This window comes from Desulfovibrio fairfieldensis, assembly GCF_001553605.1.
In the GTDB taxonomy this organism is placed as follows: domain Bacteria; phylum Desulfobacterota; class Desulfovibrionia; order Desulfovibrionales; family Desulfovibrionaceae; genus Desulfovibrio; species Desulfovibrio fairfieldensis.
This window is the reverse complement of sequence record NZ_CP014229.1, coordinates 2,285,008-2,304,031: the sequence shown is the minus strand read 5'-3', so window position 1 is coordinate 2,304,031 and position 19,024 is coordinate 2,285,008. Positions and strand designations below refer to the sequence as shown.

General features: G+C 61.3%; 13 protein-coding genes. 4 read left to right on the top strand and 9 right to left on the bottom strand.

Annotated features, from left to right (window positions below; translation table 11 throughout):
* Nucleotides 1-79 precede the first annotated feature (79 nt).
* A complete protein-coding gene (locus tag AXF13_RS09735; RefSeq protein WP_062252954.1) occupies nucleotides 80-2,515 on the bottom strand; it encodes a hypothetical protein in 2,436 nt (811 codons plus the stop codon).
* 435 nt (nucleotides 2,516-2,950) lie between these two features.
* Here AXF13_RS09735 and AXF13_RS09730 point away from each other — a divergent pair, with 435 nt between their 5' ends.
* Genes AXF13_RS09730 through AXF13_RS09720 form a run of 3 tightly spaced genes read left to right on the top strand, consistent with a single transcriptional unit; the run spans nucleotide 2,951 to nucleotide 6,753 of the window.
* Nucleotides 2,951-3,829, top strand: coding sequence for a c-type cytochrome (locus AXF13_RS09730; protein ID WP_062252953.1), 879 nt, complete (start codon nucleotides 2,951-2,953; stop codon nucleotides 3,827-3,829).
* A gap of 3 nt (nucleotides 3,830-3,832) precedes the next feature.
* The gene (locus tag AXF13_RS09725) at nucleotides 3,833-5,185 is read left to right on the top strand and encodes a cytochrome ubiquinol oxidase subunit I (protein ID WP_062252951.1); all 1,353 of its coding nucleotides are present in this window, start codon (nucleotides 3,833-3,835) and stop codon (nucleotides 5,183-5,185) included.
* 2 nt (nucleotides 5,186-5,187) lie between these two features.
* The gene (locus tag AXF13_RS09720; RefSeq protein WP_062252949.1) at nucleotides 5,188-6,753 is read left to right on the top strand and encodes a c-type cytochrome; all 1,566 of its coding nucleotides are present in this window, start codon (nucleotides 5,188-5,190) and stop codon (nucleotides 6,751-6,753) included.
* Nucleotides 6,754-6,919: 166 nt separating this feature from the next.
* Here the strand turns inward: AXF13_RS09720 and AXF13_RS09715 are convergent, their stop codons facing one another.
* Entirely contained in the window at nucleotides 6,920-9,169 is a 2,250-nt protein-coding gene (locus tag AXF13_RS09715; RefSeq protein ID WP_062252947.1) for a bifunctional diguanylate cyclase/phosphodiesterase, read from the bottom strand.
* The gene (locus tag AXF13_RS09710) at nucleotides 9,166-10,482 is read right to left on the bottom strand and encodes an ABC transporter substrate-binding protein (protein ID WP_062252946.1); all 1,317 of its coding nucleotides are present in this window, start codon (nucleotides 10,480-10,482) and stop codon (nucleotides 9,166-9,168) included. Before AXF13_RS09710 ends, AXF13_RS09715 begins: the two co-directional genes overlap by 4 nt.
* A 403-nt stretch (nucleotides 10,483-10,885) precedes the next feature.
* On the opposite strand from AXF13_RS09710, the gene tehA reads away from it, so the two are divergent.
* On the top strand, nucleotides 10,886-11,884 hold the full coding sequence (tehA, locus tag AXF13_RS09705; RefSeq protein ID WP_062252944.1) for a dicarboxylate transporter/tellurite-resistance protein TehA: 999 nt from the start codon (nucleotides 10,886-10,888) through the stop codon (nucleotides 11,882-11,884).
* Between the two features lie 170 nt (nucleotides 11,885-12,054).
* On the opposite strand, the gene pdxS is transcribed toward tehA, so the two are convergent.
* The 6 genes from pdxS to AXF13_RS09675 all read right to left on the bottom strand — a co-directional run bounded on the left by pdxS (nucleotide 12,055) and on the right by AXF13_RS09675 (nucleotide 19,023).
* A complete protein-coding gene (gene pdxS, locus AXF13_RS09700; protein ID WP_008685302.1) occupies nucleotides 12,055-12,936 on the bottom strand; it encodes a pyridoxal 5'-phosphate synthase lyase subunit PdxS in 882 nt (293 codons plus the stop codon).
* A 100-nt stretch (nucleotides 12,937-13,036) separates the two neighbouring features.
* A complete protein-coding gene (locus AXF13_RS09695) occupies nucleotides 13,037-13,813 on the bottom strand; it encodes an aspartate/glutamate racemase family protein (RefSeq protein ID WP_062252942.1) in 777 nt (258 codons plus the stop codon).
* Nucleotides 13,814-13,867: 54 nt separating this feature from the next.
* On the bottom strand, nucleotides 13,868-14,869 hold the full coding sequence (gene cuyA / locus AXF13_RS09690; RefSeq protein ID WP_062252940.1) for a D-cysteate sulfo-lyase: 1,002 nt from the start codon (nucleotides 14,867-14,869) through the stop codon (nucleotides 13,868-13,870).
* A 47-nt stretch (nucleotides 14,870-14,916) separates the two neighbouring features.
* Complete coding sequence (locus tag AXF13_RS09685; RefSeq protein WP_062252938.1) at nucleotides 14,917-16,119, bottom strand: DegT/DnrJ/EryC1/StrS family aminotransferase; 1,203 nt, start codon at nucleotides 16,117-16,119, stop codon at nucleotides 14,917-14,919.
* 54 nt (nucleotides 16,120-16,173) lie between these two features.
* Nucleotides 16,174-17,484, bottom strand: a complete 1,311-nt coding sequence (hisD, locus tag AXF13_RS09680; protein ID WP_062252936.1) for a histidinol dehydrogenase — start codon at nucleotides 17,482-17,484, stop codon at nucleotides 16,174-16,176.
* A gap of 69 nt (nucleotides 17,485-17,553) precedes the next feature.
* Nucleotides 17,554-19,023, bottom strand: coding sequence for an APC family permease (locus AXF13_RS09675; RefSeq protein WP_062252934.1), 1,470 nt, complete (start codon nucleotides 19,021-19,023; stop codon nucleotides 17,554-17,556).
* Between the last annotated feature and the right edge of the window lies 1 nt (nucleotide 19,024).

Below are 19,024 nucleotides of genomic sequence, written 5' to 3'. Positions count from 1 at the left end.
GGGGGACTTTCCAGGCTTGCCGCGTTTGGCGCGCTTGGCGTTGAACCGGCGGGATATCGCGGGGCTGTCCGTCCATTATTTATTTACCCCACGCGGGCAGCCAGTGCGCCAGCCAGGCGGGCGCGCCTTCCTTCCAGAACCAGAAGGCCAGGCAGGCGGCCAGCAGAACAAGAACCGTCAGGGCCGCCGCCCGCAGCCGCCCCCGATATTTTTTGCGCAGCAATTGCGCGTGCAGGCTGTAGGGATCGTCCAGAGAGCGATGCACGCCGGGCGGCAGCTGGCCCACGGCCGTGAGAGCCGCGCCCACGGCGATGTTGATGGGCGCGCCGTTGTTGACGGCCCAGCCCGAGGCGTCCAGCAGGGGGCCCAGGCTGCGGCGGCGCAGCTTGAACCAGGCCAGGAGCATGGACGGCCCGGAAATGCAGACAAAAAGGATCAGCAGAGCCACAGGCCACCACCTGCCCAGGGAGAAGACGGAATTGGCGATGTAGGCGAAGGCCGCGCTGACCACACTGATGCCCACGCTGAAGGCCGCGAAGATGCCCGCGCCCTTGGCGAAATCAAAGCTCGTCTTGGGCGGCGCGCCGGAGGCCGCGGCCGAGGCGTCGGCCTTGATGTCCTTGTCCAGCGCGGTGACGGCCTTGCTGGATGCCTTGCTCAAGGCGTCGTCCTTGGCGGCCACCAGTTTTTGCAACTGGTCGGCCACCAGATTGCCGAAACGTATGTACGGGGCCCACATGGCTTCGCGCAGGCTGATGGGATTGCGCACCAGGCGGAGCACGCTGGTGTCCCAGTCCCGTCCCGCATTGTCCACGAATACGCCGTGGCGGCCCTCAATAAGGGTGGCGGTGCCGCCCGCCGTCAAGGCGGCGGCGATGACGCCGGTCTTTTCCTCGCCGTTGCTGTTCGTGCGGCGGCATTGGCTGTAGACCAGGCAGAGGTGGCTTTGCGAGGCCAGGCGCACGTGGGTGTCCAGGTCCGTCACCGGCACGCAGAGAAAGCAGGCGCGGCTGTCCAGATAGAGCGTGCCCGCCAGGAAGATGGCCCGCCGCTCCGGGTCGTAAAAATCCGCGAAGGACACAAAATTCATCAGCAGGGTATAGAGATGGATGTGCAGCAGGGTCAGTTTTTCCAGGTCACGCACCGCGGCCATGCGCGGCGCGGCCAGATCCCGCCGCACATATCCGGCAAAGGACTGCTCCACCTTGCCGTCGAGCAGGGCGTCCAGCTCGGCGGCGGAGAGTTTGTCCAGGGCCTCTTCCGGAGCCGTGGGCAGAAAAGCGCGTTGCAGGGGATCGTCCTCCCCGGCCAAAGCCAGGGGCGGCAGGCCGGGAAAATCCACGCGTTTGGCGTCGTCCGGCGGTCGCTCATAACCGGGCTTCCGGGTCAGCAATTCGGCATAGGGCGCGAAGCGCTCCTGAATGGCGCGCCAGTTCTTTTCACTCAGACTTGCGGCCGGGACGTCCGAAGCGGATGCTCCGGCCGAATCGGCCTCATCCGACGCTGGAACCGGACAGCCGCCCTTGCCCTCGCCGGACGGGGTTGTGTGGATCAGCGGGGCCAGCAGTTGGCGGAAAGCGCTCAGATCGTCATCCCAGGCCGGATTGACGCCGTGCGTCAGGGGCAGGGGCTGGTCCGGAGCCACCCGGGCCAGGGGCAGACGGGTCAGAGCTTCCAGTGAAAACAGGGCCTGGCCGCCCTCGTCCGAGGGCGTGAGTTCATTCTCTTCGTTGAGAGCCGCCAGGGCCTGCGGGGCAAAGGCCGCCATGCGGCAGCGATTGAAATAATCGTCGATTTTGGGACCCAGGCGCTGCAGCAGGGTCCAGGCGGCGGACGTGTCATGGCCCAGGGGCAGGGCCGCCTGATGCACGCTTTGCCGCCAGTCGCGGGCCGCGCTCAGCCGGTCCAGAAAAACTCCGGCCAGGGCGGAATCCAGGCCGGGACGGCCCGAATCGTCTCGCTTGCCGCCCACTATCGAGAGACCCAGGCGAATGAAACGGGCGGTCTGTTCGTCATCCTTATCCACGGAAAACGGCGGCACGATGCCGTCGCCGTTGAAAGCGTAGTCCGTGACGGCGGCCAGGGCCGCTCCGGCCTGCTCCGGGGAAATTTCCCCGGCCTCGGTCCGGCCGCTCTTTTCCTGCACCAGGCGGGCGGCGGCCAGCAGTTCCGCGCCCTGGGGCGTGTCGTCGCGCAGATTGTCCAGAGGCAGGCCGATGCCGGGCTGTGTGAGCCGGGCCGGATGTTTGACCCGCTCGCAGACCCAGGCCACAGCCTCCAGAATGTCCGCCGAGCGGATACGGCCGTCCTGGTCCGTATCCAGCAGAGACAGGGTGCGGGCGTCGAATTCCAGGCCGTGCGTGGGGCAGCTCAGGGCCATCCAGAGTTTGGGGTCCAGTTGATCCAGTTGCCGCCATTCCTCATCCGTGCTCAGAAGCACCTGATCCAGGCCGCCCATGCGGCGGAAGGAAAAGGTGGGGCCGGTGGACGCGGCGGAAGTGTCAGTCGTGTTCATGTGCGCTCCATATATAAAAGGGGCGTCCGCAACGCCCCTTTCCTGTTTCCGTGGTATTCCCGTAACGCCGCGCGGGAAACGGTCCGGCGTGCCCGGCCGCGCAAGGCGGCCGCCGGAGGTCCCGTTTACGGCTCTTGAGGGCGAATGGTGGCAGGAAAAAGAAAGGGAGTCAACAAACGTGCCCCTCTTCCACTGTCCGCGCCTGCGGCCCATGTTGACTTCCGATTGAGTTATGGTACCTCCTATAGAGCATTTCAGTTTGAAACGCCGCGCGCTTCACGCATGATCCGCGTACGTGCGTTGAAATTGTGTTTTTACCGCCGCCACAGGATATCGCCTCAACCGGATCTCCTCCCATCTTGAGCCGTTTCCGGCTTCCGCTTCCCCCTGTGGCGGACACGCAATCCGCCATAATTCCCGTGATACGGAGTCTCTATGAAAAATCGCAATGTTTTTTTTGCCCTTGCCCTGGCAATATTGCTGCTCGTGTTCGGTGTCTGGCTGCTGACCTTTTTCCGTTCCACGCTGGTGACCAAACGGCTGGCCGCGGAAGACGCGGGAACCTCGAAACAGAGCTTTGCCGCGCCGTCGGGCCAGCCGTTTTTCAATCCGCCGCGCCCTGAGGACGCGCCGGAAAGCATCCGGGCGGAAGTGATGCTCGGCTACAAGATCATGACTGAAACGAAAAAGTACGCCGGGGAATACGTCAACAATGATTTGTCCTGTTCCAGCTGCCACTTTGACGGCGGCAGAAGTCTGAACACCATTTCGCTGGTGGGTGTGGGCGCCACGTATCCGCGCTTCCGCAACCGCCAGGACTATACCGTGGATCTGGCCATGCGCGTGCAGGACTGTTTTCAGCGCAGCATGAACGGCGTGGCACCGGCCCTTGACAGCCAGGTCATGCAGTCTCTCCTGGTCTATATGCAGTGGATATCCAAGGATATTCCAATTTATGCCAAGCTGCCCTGGGCTCTGCCGAGCGATCTGGGCAATCCCCACAAGCCCGACGCGGCCAACGGCGACAAGGTCTATGCCGACGTCTGCGCCCGCTGCCACGGCGACGACGGCCAGGGCACGCCCATCGCGCCGCCGCTCTGGGGCGACGGCTCTTACAACGCCGGGGCGGGCATGCACCGCGTCAGCACGTTCTCCGTCTTCGCCTGGCGCTTCATGCCCAAAAATGCGCCGTCCCTGACCCAGGAGCAGGCCCTTGACGTGGCCGCCTTCGTCAACGGGAAACCCCGGCCCGAATTCGTGTCCACCGGTCCCGACAAGATCAAGCGGATCATCCCTCTGCCGGAGGGAAAGTGAGCCATGATCTTTCCCATCCTGCATATTCCCGGCCTCGGCGACGGCATGACCATCGCCCTTGACGCCGTCCTGCATGTGTTCATCAGCCACGGTCTGGCTATCGGCCTGGCGAGCATGCTTGTCCTGTTCCAGACGCTGACCTGGCTGGGCAAAGGCGCGTTCTGGGCGCAGATCAGCCGCAGCCTGCTCGGCCCGGTCGTGGTCATCACCACCTCCATCGGCGCGGTCACCGGCGTGGGCATCTGGTTCATCACCGGCGCCCTGGCCCCGGAGGGCATCGGCTCGCTGATTCACCTCTTTTTCTGGCCCTGGTTCATTGAATGGGGCGCGTTCACCACGGAAGTGGTGCTTCTGCTGATCTATTACTATCTCTGGGACCGTCTGGCCCAGGACAAGCCGGGCGTTCTGGCGGCTCTGGGCTGGGGCTACGTGGCCGTGGCCGTGAGTTCGGCCTTCCTGATCTCGGGCATTCTCGGCTTTATGCTCACGCCCGACGGCTGGCCCTGGGGGCAGACCTTCCGCGAGGCCTATTTCAATCCCACCTTTATCCCGCAATTCCTGCTGCGCGTGGCTGGCGGCCTGAGCCTGGGCTCGCTGTGTCTGCTGGGCTGGACGGCCTGGCGCTATAAAGGCCCCCGTGAGGACCGCAACCGGGCCTTGCGCCTGGCGGGCGCGGTCTTTCTCGGCGCGGCCCTGGTCACGGCCGTGTGCGCCTTTGTCTATTTTTCCAGAGTGCCGCAGACCTATCTCACCCACTGGAAGTTCGCGGTGGCCACCTCCTATTTGTCCCAGTTGCCGTATCTGCTGCCCGCGTTCAACGGTCTGGCCGCGCTCTGCATTCTGGCCACGGCCCTGGCCGCGCTGTTCCGGCAGCGCCGCTTGTGCGGGCTGCTCTGCATCCCCACAGTTATTCTCTGCGTGGGCCTGGTGATGGAGTTCGAGCGCATCCGTGAATTCGTGCGCGGTCCCTATCTGCTGCCGGGCTATATGTACGCCAACCAGATTCCCATGGCTGAAAATCTGGCCCTGGACGACAAGCATGAAGGCCTGTTGCCCCGCATGCACTGGATCAACGACGACGCCGGTCTGTCCCCGGAAAACAGGGCCGGTCGGGCGCTGTTCGCGGCCAACTGCGGCGTCTGCCATACCGAGGACGGCATCAACGGCATCCGTGAGCGCCTTGCCGGGCGTACGCTGGAAGGCATCAACGCCATCACCGGCATCACCCAGAATCTGGCGCCGTTCATGACGCCGTTCACCGGCTCCGAGCAGGAACGTCTACTTCTGGCCAACTACCTGTACTCATTGGCCAACCAAGATTCGCGCCTTCACGGGCAGAGCCCCAAGGAGAAGTAGACATGACCCAATGGAACGATCTTTTTCTCAGAATGCCCCTGCCGGAATCATGGCAGAACGGGCTGCTTTTCGTCAGTTTCGGCCTGCATCTGTTGTTCGTGCTGCTCATGCTCGGCACGGCGCTGCTCGGCCTGTTGTTTTTCCTGCAAAAATGTCTGACCGGAGAGGGCGGCGCACAGCTCTGGAACAAGCAGATCGTGCACACCCACCTGGGCCTCAAGAGTCTGGCCGTGGTGCTGGGCGTGGCTCCCTTGCTCATCGTCCAGGTACGCTATTCCCACGCCTTTTTCACGGCCACGGGCCTGTTTTCCTATGCCTGGCTGGCCATAATCCCGCTGCTGATCGTCGCTTTCCTGCTGATCGACGCCTTCGGGCACAAGATTGAGGTCAATACCTGGCTGGCGTTCATCTGCGGCGTTCTGGGCGTGGGCGCGTTGCTCACGGTACCGGCCGTTTTCACCGGAGCCTTGGCGCTGATGGAGCGGCAGGCCCTCTGGCCCGCCTTCGCGGCCGAGGGCTTCAGCCCGGACGGCGCGTTCGCGGCGCACTGGCTGTTGCGCTATCTGCACATCCTGGGGGCGGCGCTGGTTTTCGGCGCGGCCTTTCACCTTTTCTTTTCCACCAGAAAACACCCGGAAAAAGCGCCCCGTCTGCGCAACTGGCTGTTCGGGGCCACCCTGGCCCAGGTGGTCATCGGCCTCCCCCTGGTTTTCTCCGTGGCCGCGGATCTGAACTGGTCCATCCTCTGGGCCGTGACCGTGGGAGCGGCCGCCGCCATGCTGGCGCTCTGGGCCCTGCGGCCCGCCGCCGCGCCGTTGACGGCCGTGGGGCCGCGCAGTCTGCTGGTTCTTCTGCCGATGATCTTTGTCGCCATGCTGGTGGCCCGGCAGTTTCTGCAAGACCGGGTTCTGGCGCCGGGCCATGCCCAGGCCGTGGCGGTGCGCGAGGCGCGCTCCAAAGCCTTGGCTCCCTTCCGGCAACAGGCTCTGGCGGCCTTTACGGTCAAGCTGGAGACGGTCTATGACAACGGCGAAACCATCTATGACGGCGCTTGCCAGCCCTGCCACGGCACGGCCGGACACGGGGACGGCCCCGTTGCCGGCCGCCTGCTGGTACCGGCCGCGGATCTCGCCGCCATCCGGGCGGACCGGGAGTATATCTACGGCATTCTGAAAGACGGGACGCCCGGCTCGGCCATGCCCTATTTCCGGCTGTACGACAAGGAAAAGCTGGACAAGGTGCTGGACACGCTTTCCACGCGTTTTTCCATGTTCGCGGCCGCGCCGAAACCCGCGCATGAGCCTGACCTGGAGGCCCAGACGGTCTGGGAGGAAACCTGTTCCGTATGCCACGGCACGGACGGCGCGCCCACTCCCTTCGGCCGCACGTTACGGCCCGAGCCGCCGGATCTGCGCCGCTTCTCCCTGACGCCCGAACGGGCGTTGACCATCATTACGGAGGGCTATCCGGGAACCGTCATGCAGCCTTATCGGGCCCTGCCCGAAGAGGTGCGCCGGGATCTCGTCGCCATCGGTAATTCATTCCGTATCGTTCCCGACAGTAAATAGAAAAACGCCATAGAGACGCTCGAATCGCGCCCCTTGCTCCGGCCGCACGCCGGACAGGGGGCGCGTTGCGTTACGCGTGCCGGAATGCCCGGCACGTTGCGGATGGCGGCGCGGGATGCGTATGTCAGAGCATTTCACGTGGTAAATGCCCAGGTGTGGAGAAAGCTCAGCATGTGTCGCCAGAATTGCGCAGGCGCTCGGTGAATTTTTCGGCGGGCATGGGCCGGGCAAAGACATAGCCCTGTACCATATCGCAGTTGGTGTCCTTGAGAAAGTTCACCTGCTCCAGGGTTTCCACGCCTTCGGCCACGGTAGCCATCTGCAGCTCACCGGCCATGTGCACGATGTTCTGGATCACGACCTTGTCGCGGCCGTTGGATTTGAGCGAGCGGAAGAAGACGCCGTCCAGTTTGAGCACGTCCACGGGCAGATCCTTGAGAATGTTGAGTGAGGAATACCCGGCCCCGAAATCGTCGATGGCGCAGGAAAAGCCCGCCTGGCGCAGTTCCTGGACGGCGGTACGCAGCAGCTCCACGTTCTCGATGAAGATGCTTTCCGTGAATTCCAGCTCCAGCAGGCCGTCGGGGATGTCGTACCGCTTCTTGATGCCGATGTAGGTTTCCACAAAGTCCAAGGTATAGAACTGTACCCGTGAAACGTTCACGGCCAGGGGGCAGGGGGCCACGCCCGCATCCAGCCATTGCCGCAGCAGGCGGCAGACGGCTGTGAACACGTATTGATCCAGCTGGATGATAAAACGGTTTTTTTCAAACAGGGGGATGAATTCGGCGGGCGGGAGAAAACCGTGGTCCGGGCTCTGCCAGCGCACCAGCGCCTCCCCTCCGGCCAGCTCCAGGCTGTCCAGGCGGTATTTGGGCTGGATGTGGATCTGGAATTCCCCGTCGCGCAGGGCCCGGCCCATGCGCATTTCCAGTTCCTTTTCACGCAGTATCCTGACGCGCATGCCGGAATCATAGAAGTTCCACGGCTGCGCGCCCTTGGCCTTGATGGCCTTCAGGGCAATATTGGCGCGGTCCAGCAGATCGTTGATGCCGGTGGCCGCGTCGCCGTCCTCCGCGCAGCAGATGCCCGTGCGCAGTTCTATATGGTAGCTCCCGGCCTGGGAACGCGCGTATCCATTGAGCGCCCGCAGCAGCGCGTCACAATAGGCCGTCAGGTCCTGCTTTTTGTCGTAGGGAAGCAGAACCACGAAATGATCCCCGTTCACCCGCGCCGTAAGCGCGCCGGGGCGGGCCAGCTCGCCCAGGAGGAGAGCAAGGCGTTGCAGCAGCGCATCTCCGATATTGTAGCCCAGCACCTCGTTGACGACCTGGAAGTTCAGGATGTCAAGGGTCAGCACGGCGTAGTGCGGCGCGTCGGGGGCCTGCAACAGCGCGTCGCCGTCGATTTTGAATTTGGTGAAGTTCCGGATGCCGGTGAGCGTGTCCGTAAAGGCCAGGGCCCGGATTTCCCGCTGATAGCCGCGCTTGAGGCGGCGGTAGATGAAAAAGACCGCGAGCAATCCGGCGAAAAGCAGTCCGCAGAGCAACAGCGTCCTCAGGATGATGGCATTGGCCTCTTTCATTATCACCGCATTGGGGATGATCGAGACAAGGTACCAGCCTTCCATATCCGGCATAGGGACGTAGCAGAAGACGTTTTCGCCATCGGCGTCGTTGAACACGGCCACGCCGGTTTTGCCGTTCTTCAGGGAGTCGCGGAAGGCCTCAATGACCTCTGGGCGGTTGCCGTTTCCGTTGATAATGTCGAAGAGACTGGTAAAGGTTTTGTTGCTGGCCGGATGCAGCGACCGCATGATGATTTCGCCGCCGGGCAGGGTCACATAGGCGAAGCCCGTGTTGTTGTAGAATGAAAGCGCGTACGCCGCGTACAGGCTTTCCACGTTGTAGCCCTTGAACAGGTGGGCTTCGCGTCCGTCGGGGAACTTCACCGGCGTATAGATGGTGAGCGTGCGCCGCCCGGAGCCCCGGTTGCGGTATGGGGGAAGCATGCCGCCTTGTTTGTTCAGGCCCTGGACAAGCTTCCTTTCCTCGGGGGTGAGGGTGACGGCCAGCCCGGTATCCGTATAGCCCGTGCCGTCCTTGAAGATCAGGGCCGCGAGGCTGCCGGTGCCGGAGAGGTGGGTTTGCAGTTTGCCGATGATCCGCTGCTCGTCGGAGGACATGCCCTGTTCCAGATCCTGGGCCAGCATGCGCAGCAGCTCCAGATCCTTGACGGCGTTGCGCTGCAGGGCGTTGGCGGCCCGCGCGGTGCTTTCCATGACGTGTTTGACGGCGTTGTCCCACAGGGATTGCTGGACGAAGCTCATGAAGTTCAGCGACGCGGCGCAGAACAGCGTGAAAAGCAGCGCCAGGGCGACGGCGATAAAGATGTTCTGCTTTTTGGGGCTGATCACTCGGCACGCTCACGGTGGAGAGTCCGCATGGTTTCGGCCGTCGCCTCCCCGGCGTTGCCGCCGGACAGAAATACGTCCAGGCCAGCCTCCAGGCCGTTCTGGAGCGGCCATGCCAGGCGGATGTCTGATCTGAAGATGACATTTCCTTCGCGCAGACTGTCCGTCAGCGGCCTGACCGCCGCGTCAGCCGGGGGAGGAGCGTCGCGCAAAGGGCTGAGAAGGCCCTGCGCGTCGGCGTAGCGCCGGATGTTCTCGGGGCTGGTCAGATACTCCACCAATTGAACGGCCTGCGGACGATGCGGGCTTGACGCGCTGACGGCAAGCGGCGTGTCCAGACTCAGCACCGTCACGGGCGCGCTCTCTCCCAGCGGCAGGGGAAAGACCTTGAACCGGAACCCGAGCCGCGCTTGGGCGAGCCCCGGTGAAAGCCAGGTGCCGCCGATCATGAAGGGCCGCCCGCCGCTGCAAAACAGCCCGTTGAAACGGACAGAGCCGATTCCTCTGACGTCCTCCATGCAGATATAGCCCTTGTCCCGCAGCAGGGCCAGAAGGGCGAAGCCTTTGCCCACGGCCTGCTCCAGCCGATCCGGGGAGGCATTGAGCGCGGCGAGAAAGGCGGCGGCGTTTTCCCGTATGGGGCCGCCGGGCGGCGTCAGGCTCACGGCGGTCAGAACGGTTTTCAGAGCTTCCCTGTCGGCGCTGATGGGGGTAATGCCCTGGGCGCGGAAGGTTTCGCAGGCCGCCAGAAAGGCCTTGCCGTTCCGGGGCGTGCTCACGCCGTATCGGGCCAGGAGGTCCAGATTGGCGAACAGGCCGCGAGCGCCCAGGCTGGTTGTGGCGATATAGGGGCGGCCGCCCATTTGCATTTGCCCAAGCACTTCGGGGCGATAGGCCGTGAGCGCGGGCAGGCCGGACAGGTCCGCAAGCCGTCCCCGGCGTTGATAGGACCGCAGGCAGTCCGGCGGCAGCATGAAGACGTCGTCCGCCCTGTCGTCTTTTTTGAGGCGTTGATTGAGCAGCCGGGAATAGGCGTTGAGCGCTATGCCTTCATAGCTGACGAGCATGTCATTGTGCGCCGCGCTGTAGCCGTTCAGAATCTGTTCGATGCAGCTCTGATTTTCAGCGTCGTATTGAATTCCCAGAAAGGTGATCAGCGTTTTCCGCGGCAGGGCATCGTCATACTCCATATTTCTGTTGCCCACGTGAAACAGGAAGCCGGACAGGAAAAAAGTGTTCAGCGCGATAAGCAGCACAAGCGCGAGCCTGCGCGGGCCGGGCTTGTCATTGCCTGAAAGAAGGCCGCGTCCGCGCATTATTTTTTTCTCCGAAAGGCATTGCGGCCCGTATGCGTTGTGCCATGAATCATGATTTTTCAGAGTTACGAAAAAATAAGTAACGATTTTTCATAACTTTTACGATAAAGTGGACAAATTCCGATATGATGAAGATCAGCCTTGCTTTTACGATAAAATGGACAAATTCCGATATATGAGGATCAGCCTTTATTATCTCTAACGGGCGTCTGATGCAAGCACCCGTTCGGAACCAAGCCATGCGGCGGAGCATGTCGTTCCGTCCGTGGCGGCCGTTTTTCTCCGGCGGGCGTGCGCACGGCGGCGCGCGTCGGCATGATGCCGGTTCCGGCCGCCTTGCCATAACCCATCGGCTGGCTTATCAAAAAGAATAATTTTTATTTCGTACTGGTGGGAGGTGGGTATGGCGGAACGGACGCTTACGCCGCTGGACGGGTATTTTCCCATCCCGGCCGCGTATTTCGGCATGGTACTGGGCATCATCGGCATGGGTTCGGCTTGGCGTTTCGCCGCGCAGCACTGGGCGTTGCCCGCGGTTGTGGGCGAATGCCTGATGGCGCTGGGGGTGGCCGTCTGGCTGGTTCTGACCTGCGTGTTCATCTATAAATGGCTGTTCCGCCGGGCGGCGGCGCTGGCCGAGGTGCGCGACGCCATTCAATGCTGTTTCATCAGCCTGTTTCCCGGCACCACCATGCTGGTGGGCGTGGCCGTGGCTCCGTATGCCCGCCCGCTGGCCTTCTGGCTGATCGTGCTGGGCACGGTGGGCCAACTGGCCTTTGCCGCCTACCGCAGCGCCGGGTTGTGGCGGGGACAGCATACGCCCGAGGCGACCACGCCGGGCGTGTATCTGCCCACGGTGGCCAGCAACCTGATCAGCGCCATTGCCTTGGGCAGCCTGGGTTACGGCCATTGGGGCTTTCTCTTTCTGGGCGCGGGCATTTTTTCCTGGCTCAGCCTGGAACCGGTAATTCTCGCGCGTCTGCGCACCATGGGCGAACTGCCCAGGCCGGTGCGTCCGACCATCGGCATCCAGCTCGCGCCGCCCCTGGTGGCCTGTACGGCCTATCTGTCGGTCAACGGCGGAGTGGCGGACATTTTTGCCCAGGTGCTCTTCGGCTATGGCCTCCTGCAACTGATCTTTCTGGCCCGGCTGCTGGTCTGGACCTTTGAGCAGCCCTTTTCCCCCTCCTTCTGGAGCTTCTCCTTCGGCATTTCCGCCTTGTCCGCATCCGCGTTGCGTTTTCTGGCGCACGATCCGACCAGCCCCATTTCGCTGCTGAGCTGGCCGATCTTTATTTTTTCCAATCTGGTTATCGGGCTTTTGATCATCGGCACCCTGATCCGTATCGTCCAGGGCAGGTTTCTGCTGCCCCGGCCTCGTTCGGCCGGTTCCGCAGCCTGATTCCAGTGGGCGTCAGGATATGCTCCATGCAAAAAAGCCGCATGATTGATATGCCCCCATCAGAGTAGACAACGACAAAAAGGCCACATAGGCTCATCGTTGTAACCTGATGGGGGCAGACCAGATCGCGGCCTTTTTGCATAGAAGTTTGGCTAATGAGGGCGTGAGCCTTACCAGCCCCGTTCCTGCATGCGCTCTGCATCCGGAATGGAGGAAATCTCGATGCCCACCATGGGTTCGCCCAGGTCGCGGGAGATTTCGGCCAGTACGGCGTAATCCTTGTAGTTGGTCACGGCCTGCACGATGGCCTTGGCGCGCTTGGCCGGGTCGCCGGACTTGAAGATGCCCGAGCCCACGAACACGCCGTCGCAGCCCAGGTGCATCATCAGGGCCGCGTCGGCCGGGGTGGCGATGCCGCCGGCCGCGAAGTTGACCACGGGCAGGCGGCCTTCCTTGCGCACGATCAGGCAGATTTCCAGGGGCGCGCCGCATTCCTTGGCGAAGTTGGGCACCTCGGCGTCGGGCAGGGCGCAGAGCATGCGGATTTCGTCCATGACCTGGCGGCAGTGGCGCACGGCTTCCACCACGTTGCCGGTGCCGGGCTCGCCCTTGGTGCGGATCATGGCCGCGCCTTCGGCGATGCGGCGCAGGGCTTCGCCCAGGTTGCGGCAGCCGCAGACAAAGGGCACGGTAAAGTCGCGCTTGTCGATATGGTAACGGTCGTCGGCGGGAGTCAGCACTTCACTTTCGTCAATGTAGTCCACGCCCAGGGCTTCCAGAATGCGGGCTTCCACAAAGTGGCCGATGCGCGCCTTGGCCATGACCGGAATGCTGGCCACTTCCATGATCTTTTTGACGATAGTGGGGTCGGCCATGCGGGCCACGCCGCCGGCGGCGCGGATGTCGGCCGGCACGCGTTCCAGGGCCATGACGGCGCAGGCGCCCGCTTCCTCGGCGATTTTCGCCTGTTCCGGGGTGGTGACGTCCATGATGACGCCGCCCTTGAGCATTTCGGCAAGGCCGGTCTTGAGGCGGATGGTGCCCTGTTCCATAGCTGTACTCCTTCTATGTCGGGAAATCGCTGTCTTCTTTCTTTGTGCTGTCTTTTCGGAATATATGAAAGCCGTCCGGCATTTTTCATATCAAGCGGCTTTACTCTCCAGGTTCAGGCCGTAAAGCATGCGGAGCATAGGCCTGGACAAGACAACGGGCCAGAACGCGTGTGGGATCTACAAGAGGGATGCCCTCAAATTTTTTTCCTGCAAGTGCCAGAGGCAGCTCGGTGCAGCCCAGCAAAATCAGATCAACCTGACGCTCCGCCATACGGCGCGCCTGCGCCGTGACGTCATTCCATGCTTTTTCCGTGACGTGGCTGGAAAAAGCCTTCAGGCCATAGGCCGGATCGCTGATGGCGCGCTGGAGCTTCTCCCGTCCGGCTGCGTCGGGATAGAGTACATCCAGACCGGCTTGGCCGAGATATTGATCAAAAACACGGGATGCATGCGCCCCTTGTGTGCACAGCACTCCGACGCGTCGAACTTGTGGAAAGTTTCGGGCGATATACTCTGCCGTAGCCGTGATCATGTTGACAAAGCATCCCGTGAAGCCGGAATCTTTGAGGCGCTCCAGAGCCGCGTCAAGTATGGATGCGCTATGCGCCGTATTGCAGGGCATACCGATAACTGTGGCTCCGGCCCCGGCGAGCCGGACCATGATCCCGCCCATGGCGTGGCCGGGATTGTCGGGGCTGTCGTCCAGTAGAAACTCCACACGCGGCGGGATTTCCGCAGGGAAGGAATACAAGATGACCGGCAGGTGATCCTGATCCTTTGTTGCAGCGCAACAGTCAAAAATTTTGTGGACAAGGTCCAGCCCGGCATAGGGCCCGAGTCCGCCGAGAACGCCGATAGAAGATGGAGAAACGGACATAATTGTCTCCGGAAGCAGGCGGCGGAGCCATGCCCGCCGCCCCATGTGCCCTTGTCATTTACGAAAAGTATCCAGATAGGCGAACAGAGCGGGGGAACCGCCGGTGTGCAGGAAGAGCAGATTGGTGCCTTCCGGGAAATGTCCTTTTCGGACGAGATCTATGAGGCCCGCCATAGCCTTGCCCGAGTATACGGGATCAAGCAGGATGGCTTCAGTGCCGGCCAGCAGCTTGACGGCCTCGACCATGCTCCCGGTGGGCAGGGAGTAGCCGGGACCCACATAGTCGTCAAAGGCCACAACCTTGTCGGCGGGCAGGCTGACCGGCGCGCCGATATACTTCAGAGTTTCCTGGGCCAGCTTATGCACGGCGGCTTCCTGTACGTCTTTGGGACGGTTTACGCCGATGCCTGTCACCGGAATGCAGGCGTTGTTGGCATACATACCGGCGATAATGCCTGCATGCGTGCCCGCGCTGCCGCTGGGAACGATCATGTGGTCGATGGAGAGCTTCATCTCGAAGAGCTGGCGCAGGATTTCCTCCGCGCAGTTCACATAGCCCAGCGCGCCGATCTTGTTGGATGCGCCTCCGGGAATGACGTAGGGCTTTTTGCCTTGGGCCTTCAGGGTTTCGGCCACCTTGCCCATTTCGCAGATCATGTCGCTGCCGCCGGGCACAACAGTGATACTCTTAACGCCCAGAAGCTGGAAAAGGAAGTTGTTGCCCGAGGCTTCGGGCTTGTAACTACCCTTGACGCGTTCTTCAAGCACCAAGTGACAGTCGAGTCCTTCCTTCACTGCCCAAGCCAAGGTCAGACGGCAGTGGTTGGACTGCACGGCGCCGCAAGTGATGATGGCGTTCGCGCCTTGGGCTAGAGCGTCGGCCATGCAGAAATCGAGCTTGCGGGTTTTGTTGCCGCCGGCTGTGCCGGGAAGCATGTCGTCGCGTTTGATGTAAATGTTGACTTTGCCGTCCAGCGCCTTGGAAAAATTGGGCAGGGGCTCAATGGGAGTGGGGGTGGTCACATAGCCACGGCGGGGAAACTTGGCGAGATTCATGGCATCATCCTTTGGTGTAATGCGTTGTGAAAAAGCGGAGCCGGCGGTTAGCGCAGGCCCATTTCCTCTATGACGCCGACGAGAATGTCGGCGATGTCATCACAGTCTTTTGTGGAGAATGTCAGGGGCAGCCGCATGTCGCACATGGTGGCAAGAACCTTGCGAGTCCGGGGCAGATCGAGAGTGGCGAGATGGGGAAAATACTGCCAACTGTCATAAGAGCTGGTGAAACCCTCAGGCTCCTTGTTACCGAACCATTTGACGGATACGCCCCGTTCTCCGGTCCCGGCGATGAAAGCTTCGATTTCCTTGTAGCCGGCCTTGGGCAGATTCCACTGTATGGAGCTGCCCACATAGTATTCCCGCGGGTCGCGGGCGGGGCAAACCACACCGGGAATGGACTTCAGACGGGCTTCCATATGGTCGTACAGCCTGTTCCAGCGGCGACACTGTTCATCGAGAAGTTTGAGTTGGGGCAGAAGCAGGGCCGCGCGAAGATTATCCATGCGCGAGCTGAAGTTGGGCGTGATTTTCTTGATCTTCTCGAAGACATCGGGGCCGGGGCGGGAAGTGTGGGCGGAATACAGCATGTATGATCCCGAGTACATGATGGCCCGGGCGATGACGTCGTCATCGCTGGTGATCAGCAGGCCGCCTTCACCGGAGTTCATGTGCTTGTAGGTCTGGGTGCTGTAGCAGGCCGCATGGCCGAAGGTGCCGCTTTTTTTGCCGTTCCAGGAGCCGCCCATGGTATGAGCGCAGTCTTCCAGCATGATTAAGTTGTGTTTGCGCACCACCTCCATGACCTTGTCCATGTCGGCCATGTGCCCGCGCATGTGCGACAGCAGGAAGAAACGGGCCCCCGTGCGGGCGGCCTTGGCGTCAAGGTCGTCGATATCTATGGTGTAGTTATCGGTGATCTCCACCAGTTCAATGCTGCCTCCGGCGTTTTCGATGGCGCCGGGTACCGGAGCCAGGGTGTAGGCATTGCACAGTACGGTATCCCCCTTTTTCACGCCGAGACTTTTGAGAGCGATATACAGCGCGCTGCCGCATGAGGCGCAGGCAAGACAGTATCTCGAGCCCATATATGCGGCGAATGCCTCTTCCAGCTCCGCCGCATGGCCCTTTTCTCCGGGCATGATGTTATAGCGGTGCAGCCGGCCGGTCTTGAGCACGCCGAGAGCAAGATCAATCCCTTCCTGGGGAATGGGTTCCTGAAGGGTAAAGTCTTTGGTGAACGTCTTCATATGCCATACCTCTGTTTTTGAGGGAGTGGGGAGCAAGGACTTCCCACGACAACGTCAGAACTTGGGATGCTCGTAAACCTGGAAGTCCCATTTCCGGCCGGGATAGAACTTGCGCAGACGCCAGTCGCAGGCGCGCGCATGGCCTTCCATGCCTTCTACCCGCGACAGGCGGGAGGCGGCGCCGCCGATGACCTCGTTGGCCTGTTTGCTGATGTTCTGGTAGGTGCAGATCTTCAGGAATTTGTGCACATTCAGGCCGCCGCTGTAATAGCCGGCCTTTTTGGTGGGCAGGATGTGGTTGGTGCCGGAGCATTTGTCGCCATGCGGCACGGTGCTGCCCTCGCCTAAAAACAGCGAGCCGAAACTGCGCAACCGATCGCGCCACCAGTCCAGGTCTTTGGCGATGACCTGCACGTGTTCAGGAGCATAGGCGTCGCAGGTCCGGGCCAGTTCCTCGCGGTTCGCACTGCAGATGATTTCGCCGTAATCGTTCCAGGCTGTCAGAGGCACGTCGGGGTTGGGCATGTCCTCGCAAAGCCTGGGAATCAGTTCAAGAACCTTTTTCCCCAGTTCCTCACTGACGGTAAAGAGCCAGACCGGAGAATTGTAGCCGTGTTCGGCCTGAGAAACGAGGTCGATGGCCACGGTCATGGGGTCGGCGGTCTCATCAGCAATGACGGCGGACTCCGTGGGACCGGCAAATACATCGATGCCGCACAGGCCGGAACCGCTCAGCAGGGCCTTGGCTTCAGCCACATAGGCATTGCCGGGCCCCACAAGAATATTGGCGGGTTTGCCGGTGTACAGGCCGTAGGCCATCGTGGCAATGGCCTGGACGCCCCCCATTTCAAGAATGATGTCGGCTCCGGCGATGTGCATGGCGTAGCAGGTGGCCGGATCGATATGGTCGCCCCTGGGCGGTGTGGCCGCCACGATGAAGGGTACACCCGCGGCCTTGGCCGTGGCCACGCTCATGATGCCTGAGCAGGCATGGGCGAAGCGGCCGCCGGGCACATAGCAGCCGGCCACATCCATGGGAATAACGCGCTGGCCTAAAATGACGCCCGGCGTCACTTCGGTCTCAAACTCTTTCAGGCTGTCCCGTTGTGCTTTGGCAAAGCCGGCGACCTGCTTGTGGGCGAATTCCAGATCGCGTTTCACACTTTCTGGTACGGAAGCAATAAGCTTTTGGCGTTTTGCGTCGCTCAAGATGAATTCCTGGTCCCAGTTGTCGAACTTTCTGGCCAAAGCGCGCACGGCGTCTTCGCGCCCCGAACGGATTTCCTCCAGCATCTGCTCCACGACAGCGCGGGCCTCCTTGCTGGAACCTTCCACAGATTTGGCGGCTTGTTTCAGGTAGTGCATGACATATCTCCTCTGTAGTATTTTATAATATATTTTATAAAATAGTTTATGAAATATTTCCAGGCCCAATTAATCACTGACCTTGAAAAGCAATGGACGTGTATTGTTGCCCAGTAGCATGAACTGAAGATCCCGGATGGGGATGGCGTTCAGCTCGGCGGCACGCTTTTTGTAAAGTATGAAGCCCAGTACACACCAGACTGCCAGCAGCATCCAGGATTCCCGGCTGATAACCGCCGGCGAGCCTGGTATGGCGAGCAAAAGGAAACTGGCCATGGAGATGAGGGAGCCCAGAATCGTCACTGATTTGGCGAAGGGAAGGTTAACCTGTTCGGGATATTGGCTGACGAATCTGTACGCCGCGAAACAAGTAAAGAAGTAGCTCAGCGCGGCGCTCAAGGCGCAGGTATCGGTCAGCCAGACCAGAACCTGCCGACCGAACCACGGGGCCAGGAGGGAGAAACCCAGCACGAAGGAAATGGCATTGACTGGTGTTTGATGCTTGGGGGAAATTTTTTCAAACCAGGAAGGAATAAATTTGCCGCGTCCCATGCTGAACAGAATGCGTGTGGTTGCAATGAAATAGCCGTTCATTCCGCTGAAAATGCCCGCGAGCACAGGAACCGCCAGAATGAGTCCCCCGATTTTGCCGAAGGCCATGTTGGCCACAGCGCCGGTGAGCCACGGGTATTCTGCTGCCAGCAGTTCCGGATAGGGTCTGATGATGGATACCGCGAACAGAACAAGGGAATACAGCGCGCAACCGCAAAGGATGGATATGAGCATCAACCGTGTGGATTTGTCGTGATCAAAATTGAATTCCTCGGCGGTCTGCGGAATGGTGTCAAAGCCCTGATAGAGAAAGGGGGCAAGGGCCACCACTGTAATTATGCTGATAAAGCCGGAGTGCATTTCATTGAAGTAGGGCTCAAGGTTGTGGATGGAGGCCGTCTCGTTGATGCCGGATCCTGCAGCCAGCGCCACAACGCCGATGGACAGAGATACGGAAAGCGTGAGCTGCAGATTGTTGGCGCAGGAGTTTCCGCGATAATTCATGAAGGCGAAGAAAAGGATAACCAGCGAGATGAGGATCACTTCGCCGGTATAGATGTCCCACCCGGCGACGGAGTAGAGGTATCCGACTTCAAATGCGCCCGGCAGGAGAAAGCGCGTGAGTAGAAGAATCGCCGTTGCGTTGAGCGCGATGACGCAGCTGTAGCTCAGCGCCAGCCCCCAGCCGCAGATGACGGCCGCCACCCGTCCCAGGCTGACGAAGGCATAGGCGAAAGCCCCGCCGGCCACGGGATAGGCTTTGATCATAACGCCGTAGCACAGGGCGACGATACATAACGCGACGGCCCCGACGCCCAGGCCGATGAGGCTGGCGACGGGGCCGGAAAGAGGCAGAAAGCGCGTGCCGGGCAGTATGAAGCAACCCCAGCCGATGATCGCACCTACGGCCAGGGCCCATGCCTGCATGGGGACAACGGATTTTTCCAATTCATTGCGTTGCGGGCCGTCATGATGTTTCTGATGCATA

Excerpts from the sequence above, each read along its gene's own strand:
- pdxS (WP_008685302.1), bottom strand. The coding sequence starts at position 12,936 with ATGGAACAGGGCACCATCCGCCTCAAGACCGGCCTTGCCGAAATGCTC.
- cuyA (WP_062252940.1), bottom strand. The coding sequence starts at position 14,869 with ATGAATCTCGCCAAGTTTCCCCGCCGTGGCTATGTGACCACCCCCACT.
- AXF13_RS09675 (WP_062252934.1), bottom strand. The coding sequence starts at position 19,023 with ATGCATCAGAAACATCATGACGGCCCGCAACGCAATGAATTGGAAAAA.
- hisD (WP_062252936.1), bottom strand. The coding sequence starts at position 17,484 with ATGCACTACCTGAAACAAGCCGCCAAATCTGTGGAAGGTTCCAGCAAG.
- AXF13_RS09720 (WP_062252949.1), top strand. The coding sequence starts at position 5,188 with ATGACCCAATGGAACGATCTTTTTCTCAGAATGCCCCTGCCGGAATCA.
- AXF13_RS09685 (WP_062252938.1), bottom strand. The coding sequence starts at position 16,119 with ATGAAGACGTTCACCAAAGACTTTACCCTTCAGGAACCCATTCCCCAG.
- AXF13_RS09735 (WP_062252954.1), bottom strand. The coding sequence starts at position 2,515 with ATGAACACGACTGACACTTCCGCCGCGTCCACCGGCCCCACCTTTTCC.
- AXF13_RS09725 (WP_062252951.1), top strand. The coding sequence starts at position 3,833 with ATGATCTTTCCCATCCTGCATATTCCCGGCCTCGGCGACGGCATGACC.
- tehA (WP_062252944.1), top strand. The coding sequence starts at position 10,886 with ATGGCGGAACGGACGCTTACGCCGCTGGACGGGTATTTTCCCATCCCG.
- AXF13_RS09710 (WP_062252946.1), bottom strand. The coding sequence starts at position 10,482 with ATGCGCGGACGCGGCCTTCTTTCAGGCAATGACAAGCCCGGCCCGCGC.
- AXF13_RS09730 (WP_062252953.1), top strand. The coding sequence starts at position 2,951 with ATGAAAAATCGCAATGTTTTTTTTGCCCTTGCCCTGGCAATATTGCTG.
- AXF13_RS09695 (WP_062252942.1), bottom strand. The coding sequence starts at position 13,813 with ATGTCCGTTTCTCCATCTTCTATCGGCGTTCTCGGCGGACTCGGGCCC.